Source organism: Mesonia aestuariivivens (genome assembly GCF_019311235.1).
Classification (GTDB): Bacteria; Bacteroidota; Bacteroidia; order Flavobacteriales; family Flavobacteriaceae; genus Mesonia; species Mesonia aestuariivivens.
In genome coordinates this window covers 1-20,994 of record NZ_JAHWDF010000005.1, presented here as the reverse complement: position 1 = coordinate 20,994, position 20,994 = coordinate 1, and the positions used below count along the sequence as shown (strand labels likewise).

Genomic DNA, 20,994 nt, shown 5'->3' with positions numbered 1-20,994 from the left:
TCGCTTTTATGAATGCTAGCATACTGCAAACTCCCATAGATTATCTAAAAGGCGTTGGACCTAATCGTGCCGATTTACTTCGAAAGGAAGTGGGAATTCATACATTTCAAGATTTACTTAATTTTTTTCCCAATCGATACATCGATAAAACTCGGTTCTATAAAATCAATGAAATTCAGCGTAACTCGGCAGAAATTCAAGTGGTTGGTAAAATTATTCATCTAAAAACAATTGATCAAAAACGAGGAAAACGCTTAGTTGCTGATTTTGTTGATGAGACCGGAAAAATAGAATTGGTTTGGTTTCGTGGTCATAAATGGATTAAAGAAAATATTAAACTCAATGAACCTTACGTAATATTCGGTAAAGTAAACTGGTTTAACGGAACGTTTTCGATGCCTCACCCCGATATGGAAGTTTTAAAAGAGCACCAAAAGCAAATGAAAATTGCGATGCAACCGCTCTACCCTTCTACAGAAACACTTTCTAAACGTGGCGTTACCAACCGATCGGTGATCAAGATGATTCAGCAGGTTTTTATGGAAAATAAAAAGGGTTTTATGGAAACAATTCCAAATTACCTACGTAAAGAATTAAAGCTCATTTCTAAAAGCGAAGCTTTATTCAACATTCACTTTCCGCAGTCGCCAGAACTATTGGCTCGTGCTGAGTTCCGTTTAAAATTTGAAGAATTATTTTATGTTCAGCTTCAATTATTAATGAAGAATTTGCTGAATAAACAAAAAATAAAAGGATTTCCATTTACTGAAGTTGGCAATTATTTTAACGAATTTTACGCTAAACACCTTCCTTTTGAATTAACCAATGCTCAGAAAAGGGTAATTAAAGAAATTAGAAATGATTTAGGCACCGGCGCACAAATGAATAGATTACTGCAAGGTGATGTGGGTTCTGGCAAAACTATTGTAGCGCTTATGAGCTGCTTGTTGGCTTTAGATAATGGTTTTCAAGCAAGTTTAATGGCGCCTACAGAAATTTTGGCAATTCAGCACTTTCAAGGCCTTTCTGAACTTTGCGCACAGATGAATATTAAAATTGCCTTATTGACTGGTTCTAGTAAAACTAAAGAGCGCAGACTTATTCATGAGCAATTACAAAACGGAGAGCTTGATATTTTAATAGGAACTCACGCTTTGTTAGAAGATAAAGTAGTGTTTAAAAACTTAGGCCTAGCGATTATTGATGAACAACATCGATTTGGCGTTGCTCAGCGTGCTAAATTATGGAAGAAAAATACCAATCCGCCTCACATCTTAGTGATGACGGCAACGCCAATACCTCGAACTTTAGCAATGAGTTTGTACGGAGATTTAGATATTTCTGTTATAGATGAATTACCTCCGGGAAGAAAAGCTATAAAAACCGTACATCGCTACGATAATAATCGGTTAAAAGTGTTTGCTTTTATTCGAGATGAAGTCAAAAAAGGTCGACAAATTTATGTGGTCTATCCGTTAATACAAGAATCTGAAAAAATGGATTATAAAGATTTGATGGATGGCTACGAAAGTATTGCTCGAGAATTTCCGCAGCCAGAATTTCAGATTTCAATTGTACACGGGCAAATGAAACCTGCCGATAAAGATTACGAAATGAACCGTTTTGTGAGAGGTGAAACACAAATTATGGTCGCTACTACCGTTATTGAAGTTGGTGTAAACGTTCCCAACGCAAGTGTAATGATTATTGAAAGTGCCGAACGTTTTGGTCTTTCTCAATTACACCAGCTACGTGGCCGCGTGGGGCGTGGTGCAGAACAAAGTTTCTGTATTTTAATGACTGGACATAAACTTTCTAGCAATAGTAAAACTCGATTAGAAACGATGACGCAAACCAATGATGGTTTTGAAATTGCTGAAGTAGATTTAAAACTTCGTGGCCCGGGAGATTTAATGGGCACGCAACAAAGTGGCGTACTTAATTTACAGATTGCAGATATTGTAAAAGATAATCAAATTTTAAAATCGGCTCGTTACTACGCTATGCAGCTTTTAAAAGATGATCCGCAATTACAAAAAGAAGAAAACAAAATTATAAATTATACTTATCAGCAGATCGCTAAGCATAAAACTATTTGGAATTACATTAGCTAATGAATAATTTCATACTCATTGCTTTGGCTATTCTTAGCGGAGTAGCAGCGCGCAAATACAAAAAACTTCCAGAGAATAGCTACGTTGCTGTCAATTTTTGGGTGATTTATGTGGCCCTACCTGCAATTGCATTAACCTACATTCCGAAAATCACTTGGAGTACCGAACTTATTCTTCCTTTTTTAATGCCTTTGTTAGTATTTGGATTGAGTTTTTTATTTATTGAAATCATCGCTCGTTTTATTCAACTCAATACGGCAACAAAAGCTGTTCTTATTTTATTGAGCGGTTTTGGCAACACATCATTTTTAGGGTTTCCGCTTACCGAAGCCTATTATGGAAACGACGGATTAGAAATTGCTATACTCTGCGATCAAGCTTGTTTTTTAGTCGTTTCAACTTTGGGGGTAATTACCGCAGCTAAAGCAAGTTCACAAGGCAAATTTCATTTTTCTTCGCTTTTAAAAAAAGTGTTCAGCTTCCCTCCTTTTTTAGCTTTTATCATCGCAGTTATTGTTCCGCAGTTTTTAGATCTATCACCTTTAGACTCACTACTAGAAAGTTTAGGTGCTACATTAGTACCAATGGCTTTATTTTCGGTGGGTTTACAGCTTCAACTTAAAGCCTGGAAAAGCGACTTTAAACTGTTAACTTTATCGTTAATTTATAAATTAATTTTAGCTCCGCTTGTAATTTTTTCAATAATTTTCCTACTGAATATTGATTCTCTAACGGGAAAAGTTACTGTTTTTGAAGCTTCGATGTCGCCTATGGTAACTCCTGCAATTATTGCAACACAATATGGATTAAACCCTAAATTGGCTAATTTAATTTTAAGCGTAGGAATTATTATTAGTTTCTTTTCAACCTTTATTTGGTCTTTTATTATCAAGTTTTTGTAACATAAATTTGTAAAAAATATCGATAATTTACTACATAAAGAAGTCTATATTTTGCTGAAATTAATAGTATATTTGTCCACTTTAAAACAGTATACTTTGAAAAATAATTGATTATTTTGATATAAAATCGTTAACTATTTTTTACAAGATAAAAAAAGCTATTGATGAAGATTTCTTATAATTGGGTAAAACAATTCATAAAGACAGACTGGAATGCAGAACAAACCGAAGAACTTCTTACCGATCTTGGTTTAGAAGTTGAAGGTATAGATTATTTTGAATCTGTAAAAGGCGGTTTAGAAGGAATTATAGTTGGTCATGTACTAACTTGCGAACCTCATGAAAATGCTGATCGTCTTAAAGTGACCACTGTAGATATTGGTGAGAAAGAACCTGTACAAATAGTTTGCGGAGCCCCAAATGTTGCAAAAGGACAAAAAGTACCTGTAGCAACTGTTGGTACTACGCTGTATGATGAAAACCAAGAACCTTGGAAAATCAAAAAAGGAAAAATTAGAGGAGAAGTAAGCTTAGGGATGATTTGTGCTGAAGATGAATTGGGGATAGGTGAAAGTCACGACGGCATTATGGTCTTAGCTGAAGACTTAAAGCCTGGAACACCTCTTAAAGAAATTTTTGAAATAGAAAATGATCAAGTTTTTGAAATAGGACTCACACCTAACAGAGCTGATGCGATGAGCCATTACGGTGTTGCTAGAGATTTAAAAGCAGGTTTTATTCAAAAAGAAATAAACACCCCTTTAGACTCTCCTTCAGTAAGTAGTTTTCACGTTGAAAACAGAAGCCGAAGAATTGCTATTGAAGTTAAAGATTACAACTTAGCACCTCGTTATTGCGGTGTTACCATATCTGGAGTAAAAGTAGGACCATCACCTCAATGGCTAAAAAATAGATTAAAAGCTATAGGTATAGCGCCTAAAAATAATATTGTAGATGTTACCAATTATGTACTTCACGAATTAGGGCAACCGCTTCACGCATTTGATGCTGATAATATTACAGATAATAAAATTAAAGTAAAAACACTTCCTGCAGGGACAAAATTCACTACTTTAGATGAAGTAGAAAGAGAACTTCACGAAGAAGATTTAATGATTTGTGATGCAGAAAAACCTTTATGCATCGCAGGAGTTTTTGGCGGTTTAAATTCTGGAGTTACAGAAAATACTTCTAATATATTTTTAGAAAGCGCCTATTTCAACCCAGTAAGTATACGTAAAACTGCAAAACGTCACGGTTTAAACACAGATGCTTCATTCCGTTTTGAAAGAGGCATAGACCCTAATTTTACTGAATATGCTTTAAAACGCGCAGTTCTACTTATTCAAAAAACAGCTGGAGGATTAGTTACCAGTGACCTTGATGATATTTATCCGAAAAAAATTGAAGATTTTCAAGTTTTTTTAACTTTCGATAAGATTAACAACCTTATTGGTCAAGTAATAGACCCAAATACTATAAAATCAATTTTAGCCTCTCTAGAAATTAGAGTTAATAATGTAACTGAAAGCGGTCTAGGACTAACAATTCCTGCATACCGAGTTGATGTTCAACGTGAAGTCGATGTGATTGAAGAAATTTTACGTGTGTATGGCTACAACAACGTAGAGTTTAACGATAAATTAAATGCATCCATCTCTAACTCAACTAGATTTGAAGATTATCGCTTGCAAAATATAATTGCAGATCAGTTAGTAGGTCAAGGTTTTTATGAAACGATGGCTAACTCTTTAACTACAAAAGATTATATTGAATTAGCAGACCAGTTAAAAGAAGAACATAATATAGAAATGCTTAATCCTCTTAGTCAAGATTTAGCAGTTATGCGCCAATCTTTATTATTTAGTGGATTGGAAGCTGTTTCTTATAACATAAATCGTAAAAATTCTAATCTAAAGTTTTTTGAATTCGGAAAAACTTATCATGACTTTCCTTCAGGTAGAGAAGAACATAAACACTTAAGTTTATTAATTAGTGGTAATAGAAAAGCAGAACGTTGGAATTCGCCAGCACAAAAAAGTGATTTCTTTTTTGCAAAAGGCGCTATAGCTGCTATTTTAGAAAAATTAGGGATTGAAAACTTAAACTTTCACCCCAATACTAATTCTATTTTAGCCGAAGGCACAAGCATTATTTCAAACAAAAAGAAAATAGTAGAATTTGGAGTAGTCACTAAAGCTATCTTAAAGAAATTTGACATTGACCAAGAAGTAATTTTTGCAGATTTCAATTGGGATTTAATTATAGAATTGGTGAAAAACAAGAAAATTAAATTTCAACCTATCCCAAAATTTCCTTCTTCAAGAAGAGATTTTGCACTATTATTAGATGAAAAGGTAAATTTTAATGATATTTATGACATTGCTACAAAAACAGAAAAGAAAGTATTAAAACACATTGAACTTTTTGATGTTTATGAAGGTGAAAATTTACCTGAAGGCAAAAAGAGTTACGCCGTAAGCTTCACCTTTCAAGATGAAAACAAAACACTTACCGACAAGCAAGTAGATAAAATTATGAATAAGCTACAGCAACAATTTGAAAAACAACTGGACGCAAATTTAAGATAATTTAAAACTCAAGCATCAAAAAGCCAGTTACAAAATTTGTAGCTGGCTTTTTTGCTTATTATACCTATTTGTAATTGAATAAATAAACTACAAGTATGAAAAAAGTAAGTATTTTTAAGTATTAATATTTTATAATGAATTTAAAAAATGAACAATAAAGACCTTTTACAAATTGCAGAAGATTTTGACAATCCTATTTACGTTTATGATAGTGAAAAAATTATAAGCCAATATAAACGCTTAGCTAAAGCATTTAAACAGGTGAAAAATTTAAAAATTAATTATGCGGTAAAAGCACTTTCTAATATTAATATTTTAAAATTACTAAATAACTACGGAAGCGGTTTAGACACGGTTTCTATTCAAGAAGTACAATTAGGTTTAGAAGCAGGAGTTAGTGCAGACAAAATCATTTTTACTCCAAATGGAGTTTCTATACAAGAAATTGAAGAAGCTGTTAAATTAGGAGTTCAAATTAATATAGACAATTTAGCCATTTTAGAACAATTTGGTTCTAAACATCCTGAAATTCCAGTTTGTATTCGTATCAACCCACACGTAATGGCTGGCGGAAATACTAATATTTCTGTAGGACATATAGACTCCAAATTTGGCATTTCTATTCACCAAATGCCACATTTACTTCGTATTGTAGAAAATACAGGAATGAATATTAACGGTATTCATATGCATACCGGAAGTGATATTTTAGATATTGAAGTTTTTCTATATGCCTCTGAAATTTTATTTGATGCCGCCAAAAACTTTAAAGCATTAGAGTTTTTAGATTTTGGTAGCGGTTTTAAAGTTCCGTATCACGAAAATGATATTGAAACCAATATTGAAGAATTAGGAGAAAAACTCAGTAAACGTTTCAATGATTTTTGTAAAAGTTACGGCAAAGAATTAACACTAGCTTTTGAACCCGGAAAGTTTTTAGTGAGTGAATCTGGTTACTTCTTAGTTAAAGTGAATAGTGTAAAACAAACCACTTCAACTGTTTTTGCTCAAGTAAATTCTGGTTTCAATCATTTAATTCGTCCAATGCTTTATGGCACTCAACACGAAGTTGTAAACATAAGCCATCCTAATAAAAATAAACGCTTTTACTCTGTCGTGGGTTACATTTGTGAGACAGACACCTTTGCTAGCAATAAACGCATCGCAGAAATCACAGAAGGTGATATTTTAGCATTTAAAAATGCAGGAGCATATTGCTATTCTATGGCAAGTAATTATAATTCTCGTTTTAGACCGGCTGAAGTTTTATGGCATAATAAACAAGCTCACTTAATTAGAAAAAGAGAAACCTTTGAAGATCTGATCGCCAATCAAGTGAAAATTGACTTACGTTAATTTCAACATAAATTTATATTTCTTAATTTTAAAATTGATTAAATTGAAATAAAAACAATATGAGTACAGATTATTCAACTTACGAACATGTATATACCGGTTCTGAGGTAAACATACAATATTTGCAAGAAGTTCTTCACAAAGCAGGAATTCAATCTATCGTTAAAAATAATTTTGAATCTGGATTGCGAGCAGGATTTGGAGGAGGACTGCCAGGACAAGTTCAACTCTTAGTTCAAAACTCTCATGCAGAAGAAGCGTTAAGTATAGTTAAAGCCACTTTTCCTGAAGCTTAAAATTCCAATATAGGTATTAACAAAAAAACTCCCAACTAAAGTTTGGGAGTTTTTTTAAAAAATTCAGTAAAGTTTAAATAATTAAAATTCGTAGGTAAATTCACCTTGAGTAACAGTTACCGTATCTCCACTATCATCATCTGCTAAACCAGTAAAACTAAAAGTTCCCATTACCGTATCATTCTCAAAAGAAGTAATCACAATTTCTCCTGAACCTACTTGAGCATCATAAGTAACCTCAGCATCTGTATCTACATCTGCAGTATAACTCGCAGAATATGGTGGATTTTCACTAATACTGTACGTACCAACTTCAGGGTCTAAAGGTATATTAAGAACTATTCTATTATCTAAGTCTGATACAAAGTTTAAACTTACTTGATCACTACCCACGATAGAACCTTCAGCAAAAGTATTTGCTTCAAAATCTTCACCATTAATTAAAGCAGAAGCACTATCTGAACCAGCAATCGATTGAAATGTAATATTTTCAAAGACACCATTAGTCATTACTATTTCTTGATCCGTAAATGAATCTTGAAGCGTTCCAGTAAATGTACCGCTAACGGTATTATTAGAAAAGTTTATGCTTGTTATGGTTATCGAACCACTTGTAGATATATATAATGGAGCATTTTCATCTTCAGAATCTGTTGTATAATAAACTACAGCCTCATCTTCAGAACCTAGATCAAAACTACCAACTTCTGGATTAAATACTTGTAATGCGAATAAATTGTTACCATTTTCAGTAGCAATCTGTAAGCCATCCTCATTATTCACAGCCTGTATATCTCCAGTATAAAGATCTCCGTCTAACTCAACTTCAAAATTAGCATCAGGAGTTTCTGGATCTGTCGGATCTTCTCCTCCTTGCATTTGTAATGGAACATTAGAAAACTCACCATCAGTAATATTTACTGTTTCAACAGTTACGCTTCCATCTTCGTTCTCTACTTCTCTTTCTGCTTCAAATGAAAAAGTTCCTGAAACCATCAAATTTTGAGTATCCCATTCTGTGATTTCTAACGTTCCTGTCGAGTTTATATTCGTTACATAAGGAAAAGACTCTGTTGATAATTGAGCATACATAGCAAAACCATCTCCAGGGTTATCAGAGTCAATTGGATCTGATAGAGTGTATGATCCTACACCTTCATCTGAAATTTGTAAAGAAATTGAATTTCCAGAAATATTTGAGCCAGAAATTGAAGTCTGAACGATTTCACCATTATACAGAGTTATAGCTATAGCACCATCTGCAACAAAAGAATTACCATCTATCGTTGCTGTGAAATTTCCTCCTGGTGTCACCTCTCCACTTCCAGCATCGCCATTTGCATCTTGTAAAGCTTCATCTAAGGGTTCATCGTCACAAGAAACTATTAATAATGCAAATAAGGTTAAAAAAACAGGGGTTAAAATTCTTTTCATAAGTTTTATTTATTTGGTCTACACAAACTTAATTAAAATTATGTTAACCTAAAATTTTGTTTTAGGCACTCTTAAGAGTAGTATTACTCCCAGTATAAAGAATATCATAAAACATAAAATTGCTGTTCTACTATCTGTTTTTTGAGAGATATATGCATAAGACACCATTCCTATAACAATTCCTATTTTTTCTGAAACATCGTAAAAACTAAAATATGAAGCCGTATCAATAGCGTATTTTGGTAATAATTTTGAATAAGTAGAACGTGATAGTGATTGTATACCTCCCATCACTAAACCTACTAACGCTGCGGCTATATAAAATTGAAAAGGCGTGGTGATAAAATAAGCATACAAACAAATTGCTACCCACAAAATATTAATCACGATAAGGGTTTGAATATTACCAAATTTAGCGGACGCTTTAGAGGTTAAATTAGCCCCTAAAATAGCTACAAGTTGTATTAACAAAATACTTATAATTAAACCTATGGTAGAGTCTTGATTCCCCCATTCTAACTCTTTAATGCCAAAATAAGTCGCAATAAGCATAATGGTTTGGACCGCCATGCTGTATAAGAAAAATGCGTACAAATATCTTCTAAGTTGCAAGTTTTCATTAATTCTAAACCATATTTTCTTTAGCTCTCGAAAACCATTAAACAAAACATCTTTCGTTACCTTATGGTTAGTTTTATTTCCTTTTGGTAAATAATAATAGGTATACTGACTAAATAAAATCCACCATAGACCAGTTAAAACAAAAGACAAACGTGTAGGAAAGCCCTTATTTTCAAAACCAAAGGTGTCGTACATTAAAATCATCGCTAAACAAACCAATAATAATAAAACGCTACCTATATATCCTAAAGAATAGCCTTTTGCGCTAATTTTATCTTGTTGCTCTGGAAAAGCAATATCTGGCAAATAAGAATTATAAAACACCAAACTCCCCCAAAAACCAATTAAAGCAAAAAAATAACATAATAATCCAAACCACAAATGCTCTAAGTTGAACCAAAATAATCCAATACAAGAAACCGCCCCTAAGTAGCAGAAAAACTTCATAAAGTTTTTTTTATTTCCTACATAATCTGCAATACCACTTAAGAAAGGGCTCAATACAGAAACTATTAGAAATGCCAAAGCGGTTACATAACTTATTAAGGTATCATTATTAATCCCCTCAAAACCAAGAAAATTTACAGTATCACTTACCACTACTCCATCTTCTTTAACGATAGTTAGAGCACCATAGAAAATGGGAAATATTGCAGAAGTAATTACTAAGCTATATACAGAGTTTGCCCAATCATAAAATGCCCAAGCGTTGAGTAATTTTTTGTTTCCTTTTGGTAATGCTTGCATACTTTAGTTTTTGATTGATAAGCTAAAAATAGAAAAACCTTTCTAATCTATTAGAAAGGTTTTTATTATTTAATGTAAATTTTGTGTTAGGGATGGCAGCGGCATCCTTTTTTTGTTTTCTATAAAACGAAAAAAGATATAGCGAACAGCCCGACCCGCAGGGAAACACGCTAAGCGTTTACACCATACATTTTATCTCTTTGTTCTTTTATTTTAGGATCTTTCATATAATCGTCGAAAGTTGCATAACGATCGATAACTCCGCCCGGTGTTAATTCGATAATTCGATTACCTACGGTTTGTGAGAATTCGTGATCGTGTGTTGTTAATAAAACCGTGCCTTTAAAGTTTTTTAAAGAATTATTAAAAGCGGTGATCGACTCTAAATCTAAGTGGTTGGTAGGTTCATCTAGCATCACAACGTTTGCTCTCTGCATCATCATTCTGCTTAACATACACCTTACTTTTTCTCCTCCAGAAAGTACTTTTGCAGTTTTTAAAGCTTCTTCTCCACTAAACAACATCTTACCTAAGAAACCTCTTATATAAACCTCTTCTCTCTCTTCTTCAGTTTTGGCATATTCACGTAACCAGTCTACTAAAGTTAAGTCTTTTTCGAAAAATTCTGAATTATCTAAAGGAAGGTAAGATTGATTGGTGGTAATTCCCCATTCATATTTACCTGCAGCTGCTTTTTGTTTATCGTTGATGATTTCATAAAAAGCTGTCGTTGCTCTAGAATCACGTGAAAAAACCACTACCTTATCTCCTTTATTCAAATTTAAATGAATATTCTTAAATAAAGTTTCTCCATCTAATGAAGCTTCTAAACCTTCAACATTTAAGATTTGATCTCCAGCTTCTCGCTCTCTTTCAAAAATAATTGCAGGATAACGACGGCTAGAGGGCTTTATCTCATCGATATTTAACTTCTCGATCATTTTCTTTCTAGAAGTTGCTTGCTTAGATTTAGCTACGTTTGCACTAAAACGCTGAATAAATTCTTGCAGTTCTTTCTTTTTTTCTTCTGCCTTCTTATTTTGTTGAGAACGTTGTCTAGCGGCTAATTGAGAAGACTCATACCAGAAAGAATAGTTACCACTATAATTGTTAATCTTACCAAAATCTATATCTGATATGTGGGTACAAACGGCATCTAAAAAGTGACGGTCGTGAGAAACCACAATTACCGTATTATCATAATTAGCCAAGAAATGTTCTAACCAAGAAATGGTTTCATAATCCAAATCGTTGGTAGGCTCATCCATAATAAGCACATCTGGATTACCAAAAAGTGTTTGTGCTAATAACACACGTACTTTCTGTTTCCCATCTAAATCTTTCATTAAAGAATAATGATGCTCTTCTTTAATCCCTAAGTTTGATAACATCGAAGCGGCATCACTATCGGCATTCCAACCATTCATCTCTTCAAATTGAACTTGAAGTTCCCCTATTCTATCAGCATTTTCATCTGAATAATCTGCATAAAGGGCATCCATTTCAGCTTTAACTTCAAAAAGCGGCTTATTACCTTTCATAACAGTTTCTAAAACTGTACTTTCATCGTATAAATTATGGTTTTGTTCTAAAACCGACATACGTTTACCGGGCTCTAAATGAACGTGACCAGAGGTAGCTTCTATTTTTCCTGATAGAATTTTTAAGAAAGTAGATTTTCCTGCTCCGTTAGCACCAATAATTCCGTAGCAATTCCCTTGAGTAAAGTTTGTATTTACTTCATCAAACAAAACTCTTTTCCCAAATTGTACCGATAAATTTGAAACTGATAACATAGGCTTTTTTAAAATTTTTGCGAAAATAACTAATAAAGTTGATAACAAGAAACATTAACTTTTTAAGTTTTCTATTTAACGCTAGATTAACAACAATAACTTAGGCTTTCATTTACATTTGACGCATGATTCAGCTAAAAAAACTATGAGATATCTTTTATATCTTTCACTAATTTTAACATTATTTTTTTCGTCTTGTAAGCAAGACAAAACTAAAAGCTCATCTACATTTGTAGGTGGTGAAATTGTAAATAGTAATGAAGATTTTATTACCCTAGAAAAAGATGGAGAATTTATAGATTCTATTCCTTTAGATGAAAATGGTAAATTTTCTTATGAATTTGATGATGAAAAATTTAAATCAGGATTATATACATTTAGACATGCTCCAGAAGGACAAGTTTTTTATATAGAAAAAAACGACAGTCTATTACTCAGAGTAAACACTAAAGAGTTTGATGAGTCAATAATGTATACTGGAAATAAAGCAAAGGAAAATAACTTTTTAATGGAAATGTATCTTTTGAACGAAAAAGATAATGATGTTATTCTTTCTTATTACAAAGTTAGCCCAGAAAAGTTTGCTCAAAAAACCGACTCGATAAAAAAATCAAGAAAAAAAGATTTATTAAAACTACAAGAAAACAATAATTTCTCTAAACCTTTCTTATTACTTGCTAACGAAACTATCGATTATGAATATTATGACTTAAGAGAGCGCTATGCTTACTTAATTAATAAATATTTTAATGAGTTTAGAAACAAAATACCTAAAGAGTTTTTTTCTTATAGAAAAGAAGTAAATTTTAACAATAAAGAACTCCAGTCTTACTACGTTTATCAACGGTTTCTCGATAATTATTTAAAAAACAAAGCCATTGATAGATGCGTCTCTAAACAAAAAAATACATCTAATTGCTTTAATACTGAGAGTGTACAGAATTTAAAAAATAGATTAATTATAGCTGATAGTATTTTTAAAATTAAAAACTTAAGAAACAAATTTATTGGTTCATTTGCTCGTAAACAAATTAATAATTCAAGAAACGATCAGCAAATAGATTCATCGCTACAGCTTTTAAAAAGTTTTAATTTCCCAGATAAAAAATTTGAAGAGTTAAAAAAATTAGGGGAAATTCAAAAAAATTATTTCGAAGGGAACGATGTTTCTAAAGCTAGATTAATATCTACAGAACATGAAAATATTCTTTTAAAAGATATTTTAAATAAGCCTACTATTACTTTCACTTGGTCTATTTACGCTTCTAGCAACCACACTAGACAACATGATAGAATTAATGAGTTAAGAAATCGCTATCCGGAGTTTAATTTCTTAGGTGTAAACATAGATAGTGAGGAATCTTATAATTTATGGATAAAATCGCTTGATAACTTTGATTATGACAAAGATTTTGAAGTAAAAATTAGAGCTAGGGGGCAAGATATAGATGTTTACAAAAACTTTATAAACAAAATACTACTCATAAATAGAAAAGGAATTATCACTAAAGCTAACCTTAATATTTACGATCCTAACTTTGAAGTATATTTATTAGAATATTTAAATTAACAAAAAAAAACTTCTAATAATAGAAGTTTTTTTTGTTGTCTTTTATTTATTTCCCTTACGGTAATCAGCTAAGAATTTCTCTAACCCAATATCTGTTAATGGGTGTTTCAATAATCCTTCTATAGAACTTAAAGGACCTGTCATTACATCTGCCCCAATCTTAGCACAATCTATGACGTGCATTGTATGACGCACAGAAGCAGCTAAGATTTCTGTTTCAAAATGGTAATTATCATAAATATGTCTAATTTCTGCAATTAAATTTAAGCCGTCTGTAGAAATATCATCTAATCTCCCTATAAAGGGAGAAACATAAGTAGCACCTGCTTTTGCTGCTAAAAGAGCTTGTCCTGCTGAAAAAACTAAAGTACAGTTTGTTTTAATTCCTTTATCACTAAAATATTTTATAGCTTTAATACCATCTTTTATCATAGGTACTTTCACTACAATTTGGTTATGAAGAGCAGCTAACTCTTCTCCCTCTTTTATGATATCGTCATAATTAGTGGCAATTACTTCTGCACTAACATCACCATCTACAATATCACATATTTTCTTGTAATGCGCAATAATATTTTCTTTACCTGTAATTCCTTCTTTAGCCATTAATGAAGGATTTGTAGTCACACCATCAAGAACACCTAATTCTTGAGCTTCTTTAATTTGATCTAAATTTGCTGTATCTATAAAAAATTTCATATTCGTATTTTTAGTTTTGCTTATAAAGTAAAGTTACAGTTTATAATGATTCATAAGCATTTTTTCATATAATTTATCAGGCAAAATATGCTTTAAAGCGATACTAAATTTCTGTAAAGTATCTCCTACCTTATAGTGTATGGTTGGTTTTTTTTTCTGCATTACCGCATACACTTTTTCTGCCATTTTTATAGGATCTTGCCCCTTGTCTACATGTTCATCCATCAGTTTAAGGGTATTCCCGTAGTTTTCTTTATAAGGAGAATCTTCTCTTACTGGAGCATGATATCTTCCTGCTGCAATATTGGTAGCAAAATCACCAGGAGCTATATTCGTCATTTTAATATTAAATTCTTTCAGTTCCATCCTAAATGCCTCAGTAGTAAGCTCGAGTGCTCCTTTTGTTGCAGAATAAATTCCTCGGTATGGCAATCCCATATAACCAGCAATAGAGGTTATATTTATAATAAAACCCTCACCTTGCGCTCGCATAAACGGCAAAACAGCTTTAATTACATTAATAACACCAAAATAATTGGTATCGAATACTCGTTTAATCTCTTCATCCGGAGTCTCTTCAATAGGACCTGTAATTCCCATTCCTGCATTATTTATTAGAAAATCTATTCTACTTTCTTTTTCAATAATAATTTGCACTGCTGCAGTAATAGTTTCTAATTTTGTAACATCTAAAGCCACAAAATGAATACCATTTAATTCTGAAGCCTTAGGCTTTCTACTTGTGCCATAAACTTTATAACCTTTTTTAGCTAAAAATTCACCTATAGATTTACCAATACCAGAAGAAGCTCCAGTAATTAACACCACTTTATTCATCATACCTTTTAAAATAGGATGACAAATATCGCTTATTTATAAGAAAGCTTAAAATATAACGTTAAGAATAAAAGTGAAAATATTTGAGAATAGTGTATAAAAAAAGGCAAGCTACCCACATCACACCGCTACGACCATCTACCCTTGCTGCGTTCCCGCCCTGGGGGAATTCGACAGGAGCTGGTTGTGTGGGACTTGCCGAGTGCAAATATACAAGGTTTATCTATTTATGCAAGCATTTTTTAGCAAGAAATAACTAAATTAGCCACTGTTAAAAAAAACAATTTAATGAGAATTCATAACTTATTGACGCTGTTATTATTAAGTCTTATCTTTTTTTCTTGTGGAGAAAAAACAGAAAATTCAGCAAATAATTTTTCTTTACAATTAGGAGAAAAAGACAAAAAAATACAGCGAGGTGACGCTATAAACGTAAAATTAGAACAAAAAAGAAGTCAAGAAATAGATTCGGTACTCTATAAATATGCCGGCCAAAAGGTTCTAGTAGAGAATAACCAAATTACTTTTGATTTACCTCTAGGCAAAAATAATTTTACAGCAACTATTTACAGTGAAGGAGAAATGACCACTTTAAATAAAGAAATAATAGTTCATAGCAGTAAATCTCCTAAAGTTTACACTTACAAAATTATAAACACCTACCCTCATGATATTGAAGCGTACACTCAAGGCTTAGAATTTCATAATGATACATTATACGAAAGCACAGGGTTAAACGGGAAATCATCCCTTAGAAAAGTAGATTACAAAACAGGTGAAGTGTTAAAAAAAATAGACTTATCTTCTCATTACTTTGGTGAAGGTTTAACTATTTTCAAGAACAAAATCTACCAACTTACTTGGCGTTCTGGCGACGGATTAATTTATGATCTTGATACTTTTGAACGATTAGACATTTTTCAATTCAATCAAAGTAAAGAAGGCTGGGGATTATGCCATGACAAAAACAAATTTTACAAAAGCGACGGAACCGAAAAGATTTGGATTTTAGATCCTGAAACTCTTGAAGAAAAAAGCTACATACAACCCGTTACCCATAAATCTACTTCTACAAAATTAAATGAATTAGAATGGGTAGAAGGTAAAATTTACGCAAACACTTACCAACGTGATGGTGTAGCTATTATAAACCCTAAAACTGGAGCTATTGAAGGTATTATCGATTTTAGAGGTCTAAGAGAAAAGGTAACACAACATAAAGACTTAAATGTTTTTAACGGCATAGCATACAACCCAACTACTAAAAAACTTTATGTAACTGGAAAAAACTGGGATAAACTTTTTGAAGTGAAAATTATAGAAAAATAATTTAATGAGACACCTATACAGCTTACTTCTACTCTGCTCTATCGTATTATGGAGTTCTTGCAGAAATGACTTTGAAACTAAACCTAATAATGGTAATCTTCAATTTTCTAAAGATACTGTTTACCTAGATACTATTTTTACAGGAATAGCTTCTAGCACATACAACTTAAAGGTTTATAATAAGAGTGATGAAGATATCACCATTCCTTCAATAGAATTAAGCAACGGTGAAAATTCAAAATATCGTTTAAATGTAGATGGTTTACCAGGTAAATCTTTTCAGAATATAGATATTTTAGCCAAAGACAGCATTTATGTTTTTATTGAAACCACGGCAAATATCGACAATTTCTCTTCAACAAATGAATATCTATACACCGATGCTATTCAATTTGACACTGGAGCAAAGCAACAAAAAGTAGAATTAGTGACGCTATTAAAAGATGCTATTTTTCTTTATCCTGAAAAATTTAATGACGGCTCTACCGAAAGTCTTTCCTTTGGTGTAGATGAAGAGGGCAACGAAACTTTTATTGAAGGTTTCTTTTTAGATGATTCTGAATTAAACTTTAATAACCAAAAACCTTACGTTATATACGGTTATGCCGCAGTGCCAGGAAACCGAACTTTAACTATAGATGCTGGCTCCAGAATTCACTTTCATAAAAATAGCGGAATTATTGTAGCCGAAAATGGCTCACTTCACGTTAACGGAGAATTAAGTTCAGATCAAGAATCTTTAGAAAAAGAAGTTATTTTTGAAAGCGACCGCCAAGAACCTAATTTCAGCGACACACCAGGGCAATGGGGAGCAATTTGGCTAACCCAAGGAAGCACCAATAATAGTATTAATTATACAACGATAAAAAATGCTACCGTAGGAGTTTTAATGGATTCTAATGACGGAACTTCTAACCCTACTTTATCTATTAATAATTCTAAAATTTACAATTCTTCTAATGTAGGTCTTTTAGCGAGAACAGGAAATATAGAAGGCAGCAACCTCGTTATAAACAATGCTGGACAATCTGCATTACAATTATCGTTAGGTGGAACGTATAATTTCACCAATTGCACTTTTGCTAATTATTGGACAGGTAGCTATAGAAGTTTGCCTGCCGTATTACTTCAAAATTACCTTGAAACTGCTGAAGAAATATTTGCTTCAGATTTAATTGAAGCTAATTTTTACAATTGCATTATATATGGAAACGAAAATCGAGAATTAATTTTAGACCCGCTAGAAGAAGTCGCTTTTAATTACAAGTTTGAGAACTGCTTAATCAAGTTTAACAAATTTGGATTTGGCAATAATGAAGGTTATAATTTTGAAGACGAAACATTATTCCCTAATTCTATAATCAATGAAGATCCTAATTTTTTAGATGCTTCAAAAAATCTATTCATGATTAATGAAGAGTCTGCCGCTAACAGTTTAGCCAATCCATCAACTGCTACAAGTCAAGATATTTTAGGCCAACCAAGAAATAACGAGCCCGATACAGGAGCTTACGAAAGTATAATTTTTCCTGAAGAATAGTTAAAACAAAAAAGGTTCAAATTTTAAAAATTTGAACCTTTTATAGTGAAATAAATTTCTCTATTAAGAGATCTCAATCACTCTTTTAGCTTGCTCTTTTTCTTCTTCTTTTTTAGGCAAATTAATCATTAAAATTCCATTTTCATAAGAAGCAGTTATTTTTGTATAATCTACATTTTCAGGAAGACTAAACGCTCTTTTAAAAGCATGATAACTAAACTCTCTTCTTGTAAACTTACTTTTTTGATCTTCGGTTTTTTCGTTTTTAATTTCAGAAGATATGGTTAGCACATCATTATTCAATTCAATATTAAATTCTTCTCGAGTTTTTCCTGGAGCTGCCACTTCAATTAAAAATTTGTTTTCTTCTTCTTGGATATTTACTGCCGGTATACTAACCCCTACTTTATTTATATTAGAGGTTCCGCCTAACCAATCTGCTCTAAACATATCATCAATAACAGATGGTAACCAATTGTCTGCTGTTGTTCTTTTTACTAAACTCATAAATTTATTTTTTAATGTTACTATCAATTTTACAGTCTGTAAATAGCAAATTAAAGACCATCGTAAAAATACAGACATTATGTCTCTTTGTAGTGAAAAACAAACGACATTATGTCATTTTTAGCGGTTAAATTATGGTTAAAAAGTAGAGTTGCACTGCTAAGAGTTTTATTTTTGAATTTATAAGACAACTTCATGAAATACATCTACAATAAAATTTATAGCTTTTTTAATACTATTCAGGGGAAAATTGCTTTTTACCCTACTCTCATTGCATTTTTAGGCCTTTTTTTATCGTTAATTTCTCTTTCATTAGAAGACATAGGAATATCTAAATGGTTAGACTCATTCTATGATGGTTTTATTATAGATAGCGGAGATACTGCTAGAACAATGATTAGTTATTTAACAGGCGGACTTATTTCACTTATGGTTTTTAGCTTCTCGATGGTAATGGTTTTACTTAATCAAGCTTCCTCTAATTATTCTCCTAGAGTTTTACCTGGACTTATTTCAAATAAAAATCACCAATATGTTTTAGGTATTTATTTAGGCACTATTCTCTACAACATATTTATTACAATTGCTATAAAAGCCCCAGAAAATAACAATATAAAGATCCCTAGTTTCTCCATTTTTATTACTGTTTTATTAACTATCTTATGCTTAGGAGCCTTCATTTATTTTATTCATTCTATTTCTCAATCTATTCAAGTAAATAATATATTGACTAGTGAATATTCTAAAGCCAAAAAAAGATTAAAAACTATAATTGATATTCAAAAAGAAAGTCCAAATTTAAGTTTTCCAAACACCAATAATTGGAATACATATAAAAGCACAACCACAGGATATTTTCAAAATGTATCGATAGAAAATCTTAAAAATATTTGTAAAGAAAACGAATTACAAATCTCTATCTTACCTATTAAAGGAAGCTTTATTGCTAAGAACTCAACCATCATTAAAGTAAACAAAGAAATTGACGATGATTTAGCTCTAACTATTTTAAGTAATTTTAATTTTGCTGAAGGAGAATTTGTAGAAGACAATTATGTTTTAGGATTTAAACACATTACAGAAATTGGAATTAGAGCAGTTTCTCCCGCAATAAACGACCCCTCAACCACAATTAGCACAATAGACTATCTTACAGACCTGCTTGCTTTTAGATTACTAAAAAAAGAAGAAGAAATTGTAAGTAATTCTAATAACCAACCCGTTATTTGGCTCTCTACTATTAGCTTTGAAGAATTAATATACCAACTCATTTTACCCTACCGTACCTATTGCAAAAACGATTTTAGTTGTGTACAAAAGTTATTTACAATGTTTCACTTTCTTCTAAAACAAAAAACCGTAAATTCTAATTACCATAATGCCATTAAAATTGAAGCAGAAAACCTTTATGAAGATGTAAAAACAACCCTTAAAAACAATAGAGATTTACAAAAATTAACAGCAATATACGAGCGCATAGCGTAAATGTGATAAGATTTTTTAAATTTGCAGTCAATTCAAACATCTTATGGCATTAACTAATAACGACATATTTAAAAAATTACGTGTAGCACATAAACTTAGAGATGACGATATTATCGGTATCTTCAAGCTAGTAGATTTTAAAGTTACCAAAAGTGAAATAGGCGCCATTTTTAGAAAAGAAGGACACCCTAAATATCAAGAGTGCGGAGATCAATTTCTACGAAATTTTCTAAATGGACTCGTTATTCATCTAAGAGGCCCCATGCCTCCAAAACAAAAAGATTAAGTTATTTTTGTAATTTAATATATTCCTCACGCATTATTAAAAAGAACCTAAACTTGGTTTATGAACGATACAACTGTTAGTAAAAGAATTTTTACAGAAGAAGAAATAAAAGCATTAAATAAAAAATATAAACCCTTATCTATTCAACAAAGAATTGAAGAATTATATCACGATTTTGAGGTGACAGAAGTTATGCTTACCAGTTCTTTTGCAGCAACTTCAGCATTTTTATTAAAATTATTTTCAGATGTAAATAAAGAACAGGAAGTATTTTTTATTGATACTGGCTATCATTTTGAAGAAACTATTAAATATAAAAAAGAACTTACTAGTAAATATGGCTTAAATGTAAAATCTATCGGAGCCATTAAAGAAGAACACGTGTTTACTTCTAAAGACGAAACTTGGCGTAAAAACCCAGATTTTTGTTGTTCTATTAATAAAGTAAGACCCTTAGAAACTATTAAAAAGAAATATTCTGTTTGGGTAAGTGGTCTAATGCAATGGCAAAGTGATCACCGATCATCGTTAAATATTTTTGAGGAACGTGGGGACATTTTAAAATTTTACCCGCTTTTAGACACCACCAAAGGAGAAAGAGATTTATTTATTGAAAAACACCAACTTCCATTTCATCCCTTAGTAGCTAAAGGTTACAACTCTATAGGCTGTAAGCATTGTACTGTTCCTGGTGAAGATCGTGCTGGACGTTGGAACAATAACCCTAAAACTGAATGCGGATTACATTTGTAGCAGTTAGCAGTTAGCAGTTAGCAGTTAGCAGTTAGCAGTTAGCAGTTAGCAGTTAGCAGTTAGCAGTTAGCAGTTAGCAGTTAGCAGTTAGCAGTTAGCAGTTAGCAGTTAGCAGTTAGCAGTTAGCAGTT

General features: G+C 31.9%; 17 protein-coding genes and 1 other RNA gene. 11 read left to right on the top strand and 7 right to left on the bottom strand.

The window, feature by feature from the left end; genetic code table 11:
* Positions 1–8: 8 nt before the first annotated feature.
* From recG to KW502_RS05880, 5 genes are all read left to right on the top strand, one after another.
* Positions 9–2,114 (top strand): ATP-dependent DNA helicase RecG, encoded by a 2,106-nt coding sequence (gene recG / locus KW502_RS05900; protein WP_219039616.1) that lies wholly within the window; start codon positions 9–11, stop codon positions 2,112–2,114.
* Positions 2,114–3,016 (top strand): AEC family transporter, encoded by a 903-nt coding sequence (locus KW502_RS05895; protein ID WP_219039615.1) that lies wholly within the window; start codon positions 2,114–2,116, stop codon positions 3,014–3,016. Before recG ends, KW502_RS05895 begins: the two co-directional genes overlap by 1 nt.
* 164 nt (positions 3,017–3,180) lie before the next feature.
* A complete protein-coding gene (pheT, locus tag KW502_RS05890) occupies positions 3,181–5,607 on the top strand; it encodes a phenylalanine--tRNA ligase subunit beta (RefSeq protein ID WP_219039614.1) in 2,427 nt (808 codons plus the stop codon).
* 147 nt (positions 5,608–5,754) lie between these two features.
* Positions 5,755–6,963, top strand: coding sequence for a diaminopimelate decarboxylase (gene lysA, locus KW502_RS05885; protein WP_219039613.1), 1,209 nt, complete (start codon positions 5,755–5,757; stop codon positions 6,961–6,963).
* Positions 6,964–7,022: 59 nt separating this feature from the next.
* A complete protein-coding gene (locus KW502_RS05880; RefSeq protein ID WP_219039612.1) occupies positions 7,023–7,259 on the top strand; it encodes a putative signal transducing protein in 237 nt (78 codons plus the stop codon).
* A gap of 81 nt (positions 7,260–7,340) precedes the next feature.
* Here the strand turns inward: KW502_RS05880 and KW502_RS05875 are convergent, their stop codons facing one another.
* From KW502_RS05875 to KW502_RS05865, 3 genes are all read right to left on the bottom strand, one after another.
* Positions 7,341–8,693, bottom strand: coding sequence for a Riean_0653 family protein (locus tag KW502_RS05875; RefSeq protein WP_219039611.1), 1,353 nt, complete (start codon positions 8,691–8,693; stop codon positions 7,341–7,343).
* Positions 8,694–8,741: 48 nt separating this feature from the next.
* On the bottom strand, positions 8,742–10,061 hold the full coding sequence (locus tag KW502_RS05870) for an MFS transporter (protein ID WP_219039610.1): 1,320 nt from the start codon (positions 10,059–10,061) through the stop codon (positions 8,742–8,744).
* 170 nt (positions 10,062–10,231) lie between these two features.
* Positions 10,232–11,857: an ABC-F family ATP-binding cassette domain-containing protein gene (locus KW502_RS05865; protein WP_219039609.1), complete on the bottom strand. Its 1,626-nt coding sequence runs from the start codon at positions 11,855–11,857 to the stop codon at positions 10,232–10,234.
* Positions 11,858–12,002: 145 nt separating this feature from the next.
* On the opposite strand from KW502_RS05865, the gene KW502_RS05860 reads away from it, so the two are divergent.
* Complete coding sequence (locus KW502_RS05860) at positions 12,003–13,427, top strand: hypothetical protein (RefSeq protein WP_219039608.1); 1,425 nt, start codon at positions 12,003–12,005, stop codon at positions 13,425–13,427.
* Between the two features lie 42 nt (positions 13,428–13,469).
* Here the strand turns inward: KW502_RS05860 and fsa are convergent, their stop codons facing one another.
* The 3 genes from fsa to ffs all read right to left on the bottom strand — a co-directional run bounded on the left by fsa (position 13,470) and on the right by ffs (position 15,164).
* On the bottom strand, positions 13,470–14,126 hold the full coding sequence (fsa, locus tag KW502_RS05855; protein ID WP_219039607.1) for a fructose-6-phosphate aldolase: 657 nt from the start codon (positions 14,124–14,126) through the stop codon (positions 13,470–13,472).
* A 33-nt stretch (positions 14,127–14,159) separates the two neighbouring features.
* Positions 14,160–14,963, bottom strand: a complete 804-nt coding sequence (locus tag KW502_RS05850) for an SDR family oxidoreductase (protein ID WP_219039789.1) — start codon at positions 14,961–14,963, stop codon at positions 14,160–14,162.
* Between the two features lie 101 nt (positions 14,964–15,064).
* Positions 15,065–15,164, bottom strand: an RNA gene (gene ffs, locus KW502_RS05845) — signal recognition particle sRNA small type.
* 87 nt (positions 15,165–15,251) lie between these two features.
* Between ffs and KW502_RS05840 the strand changes: the two genes are divergently transcribed.
* Positions 15,252–16,292 carry a glutaminyl-peptide cyclotransferase gene (locus tag KW502_RS05840; RefSeq protein ID WP_219039606.1) on the top strand — a complete coding sequence of 347 codons (1,041 nt, stop codon included), beginning with the start codon at positions 15,252–15,254 and terminating at the stop codon, positions 16,290–16,292.
* Between the two features lie 4 nt (positions 16,293–16,296).
* Entirely contained in the window at positions 16,297–17,832 is a 1,536-nt protein-coding gene (locus KW502_RS05835) for a hypothetical protein (RefSeq protein WP_219039605.1), read from the top strand.
* A gap of 63 nt (positions 17,833–17,895) precedes the next feature.
* On the opposite strand, the gene KW502_RS05830 is transcribed toward KW502_RS05835, so the two are convergent.
* Positions 17,896–18,339, bottom strand: coding sequence for an Hsp20/alpha crystallin family protein (locus KW502_RS05830; RefSeq protein ID WP_219039604.1), 444 nt, complete (start codon positions 18,337–18,339; stop codon positions 17,896–17,898).
* Positions 18,340–18,534: 195 nt separating this feature from the next.
* On the opposite strand from KW502_RS05830, the gene KW502_RS05825 reads away from it, so the two are divergent.
* Genes KW502_RS05825 through KW502_RS05815 form a run of 3 tightly spaced genes read left to right on the top strand, consistent with a single transcriptional unit; the run spans position 18,535 to position 20,863 of the window.
* Positions 18,535–19,824: a DUF2254 domain-containing protein gene (locus tag KW502_RS05825; RefSeq protein WP_219039603.1), complete on the top strand. Its 1,290-nt coding sequence runs from the start codon at positions 18,535–18,537 to the stop codon at positions 19,822–19,824.
* 43 nt (positions 19,825–19,867) lie between these two features.
* Positions 19,868–20,110 carry a DUF1456 family protein gene (locus KW502_RS05820; protein ID WP_219039602.1) on the top strand — a complete coding sequence of 81 codons (243 nt, stop codon included), beginning with the start codon at positions 19,868–19,870 and terminating at the stop codon, positions 20,108–20,110.
* 60 nt (positions 20,111–20,170) lie between these two features.
* A complete protein-coding gene (locus tag KW502_RS05815) occupies positions 20,171–20,863 on the top strand; it encodes a phosphoadenylyl-sulfate reductase (protein ID WP_219039601.1) in 693 nt (230 codons plus the stop codon).
* Positions 20,864–20,994 lie beyond the last annotated feature (131 nt).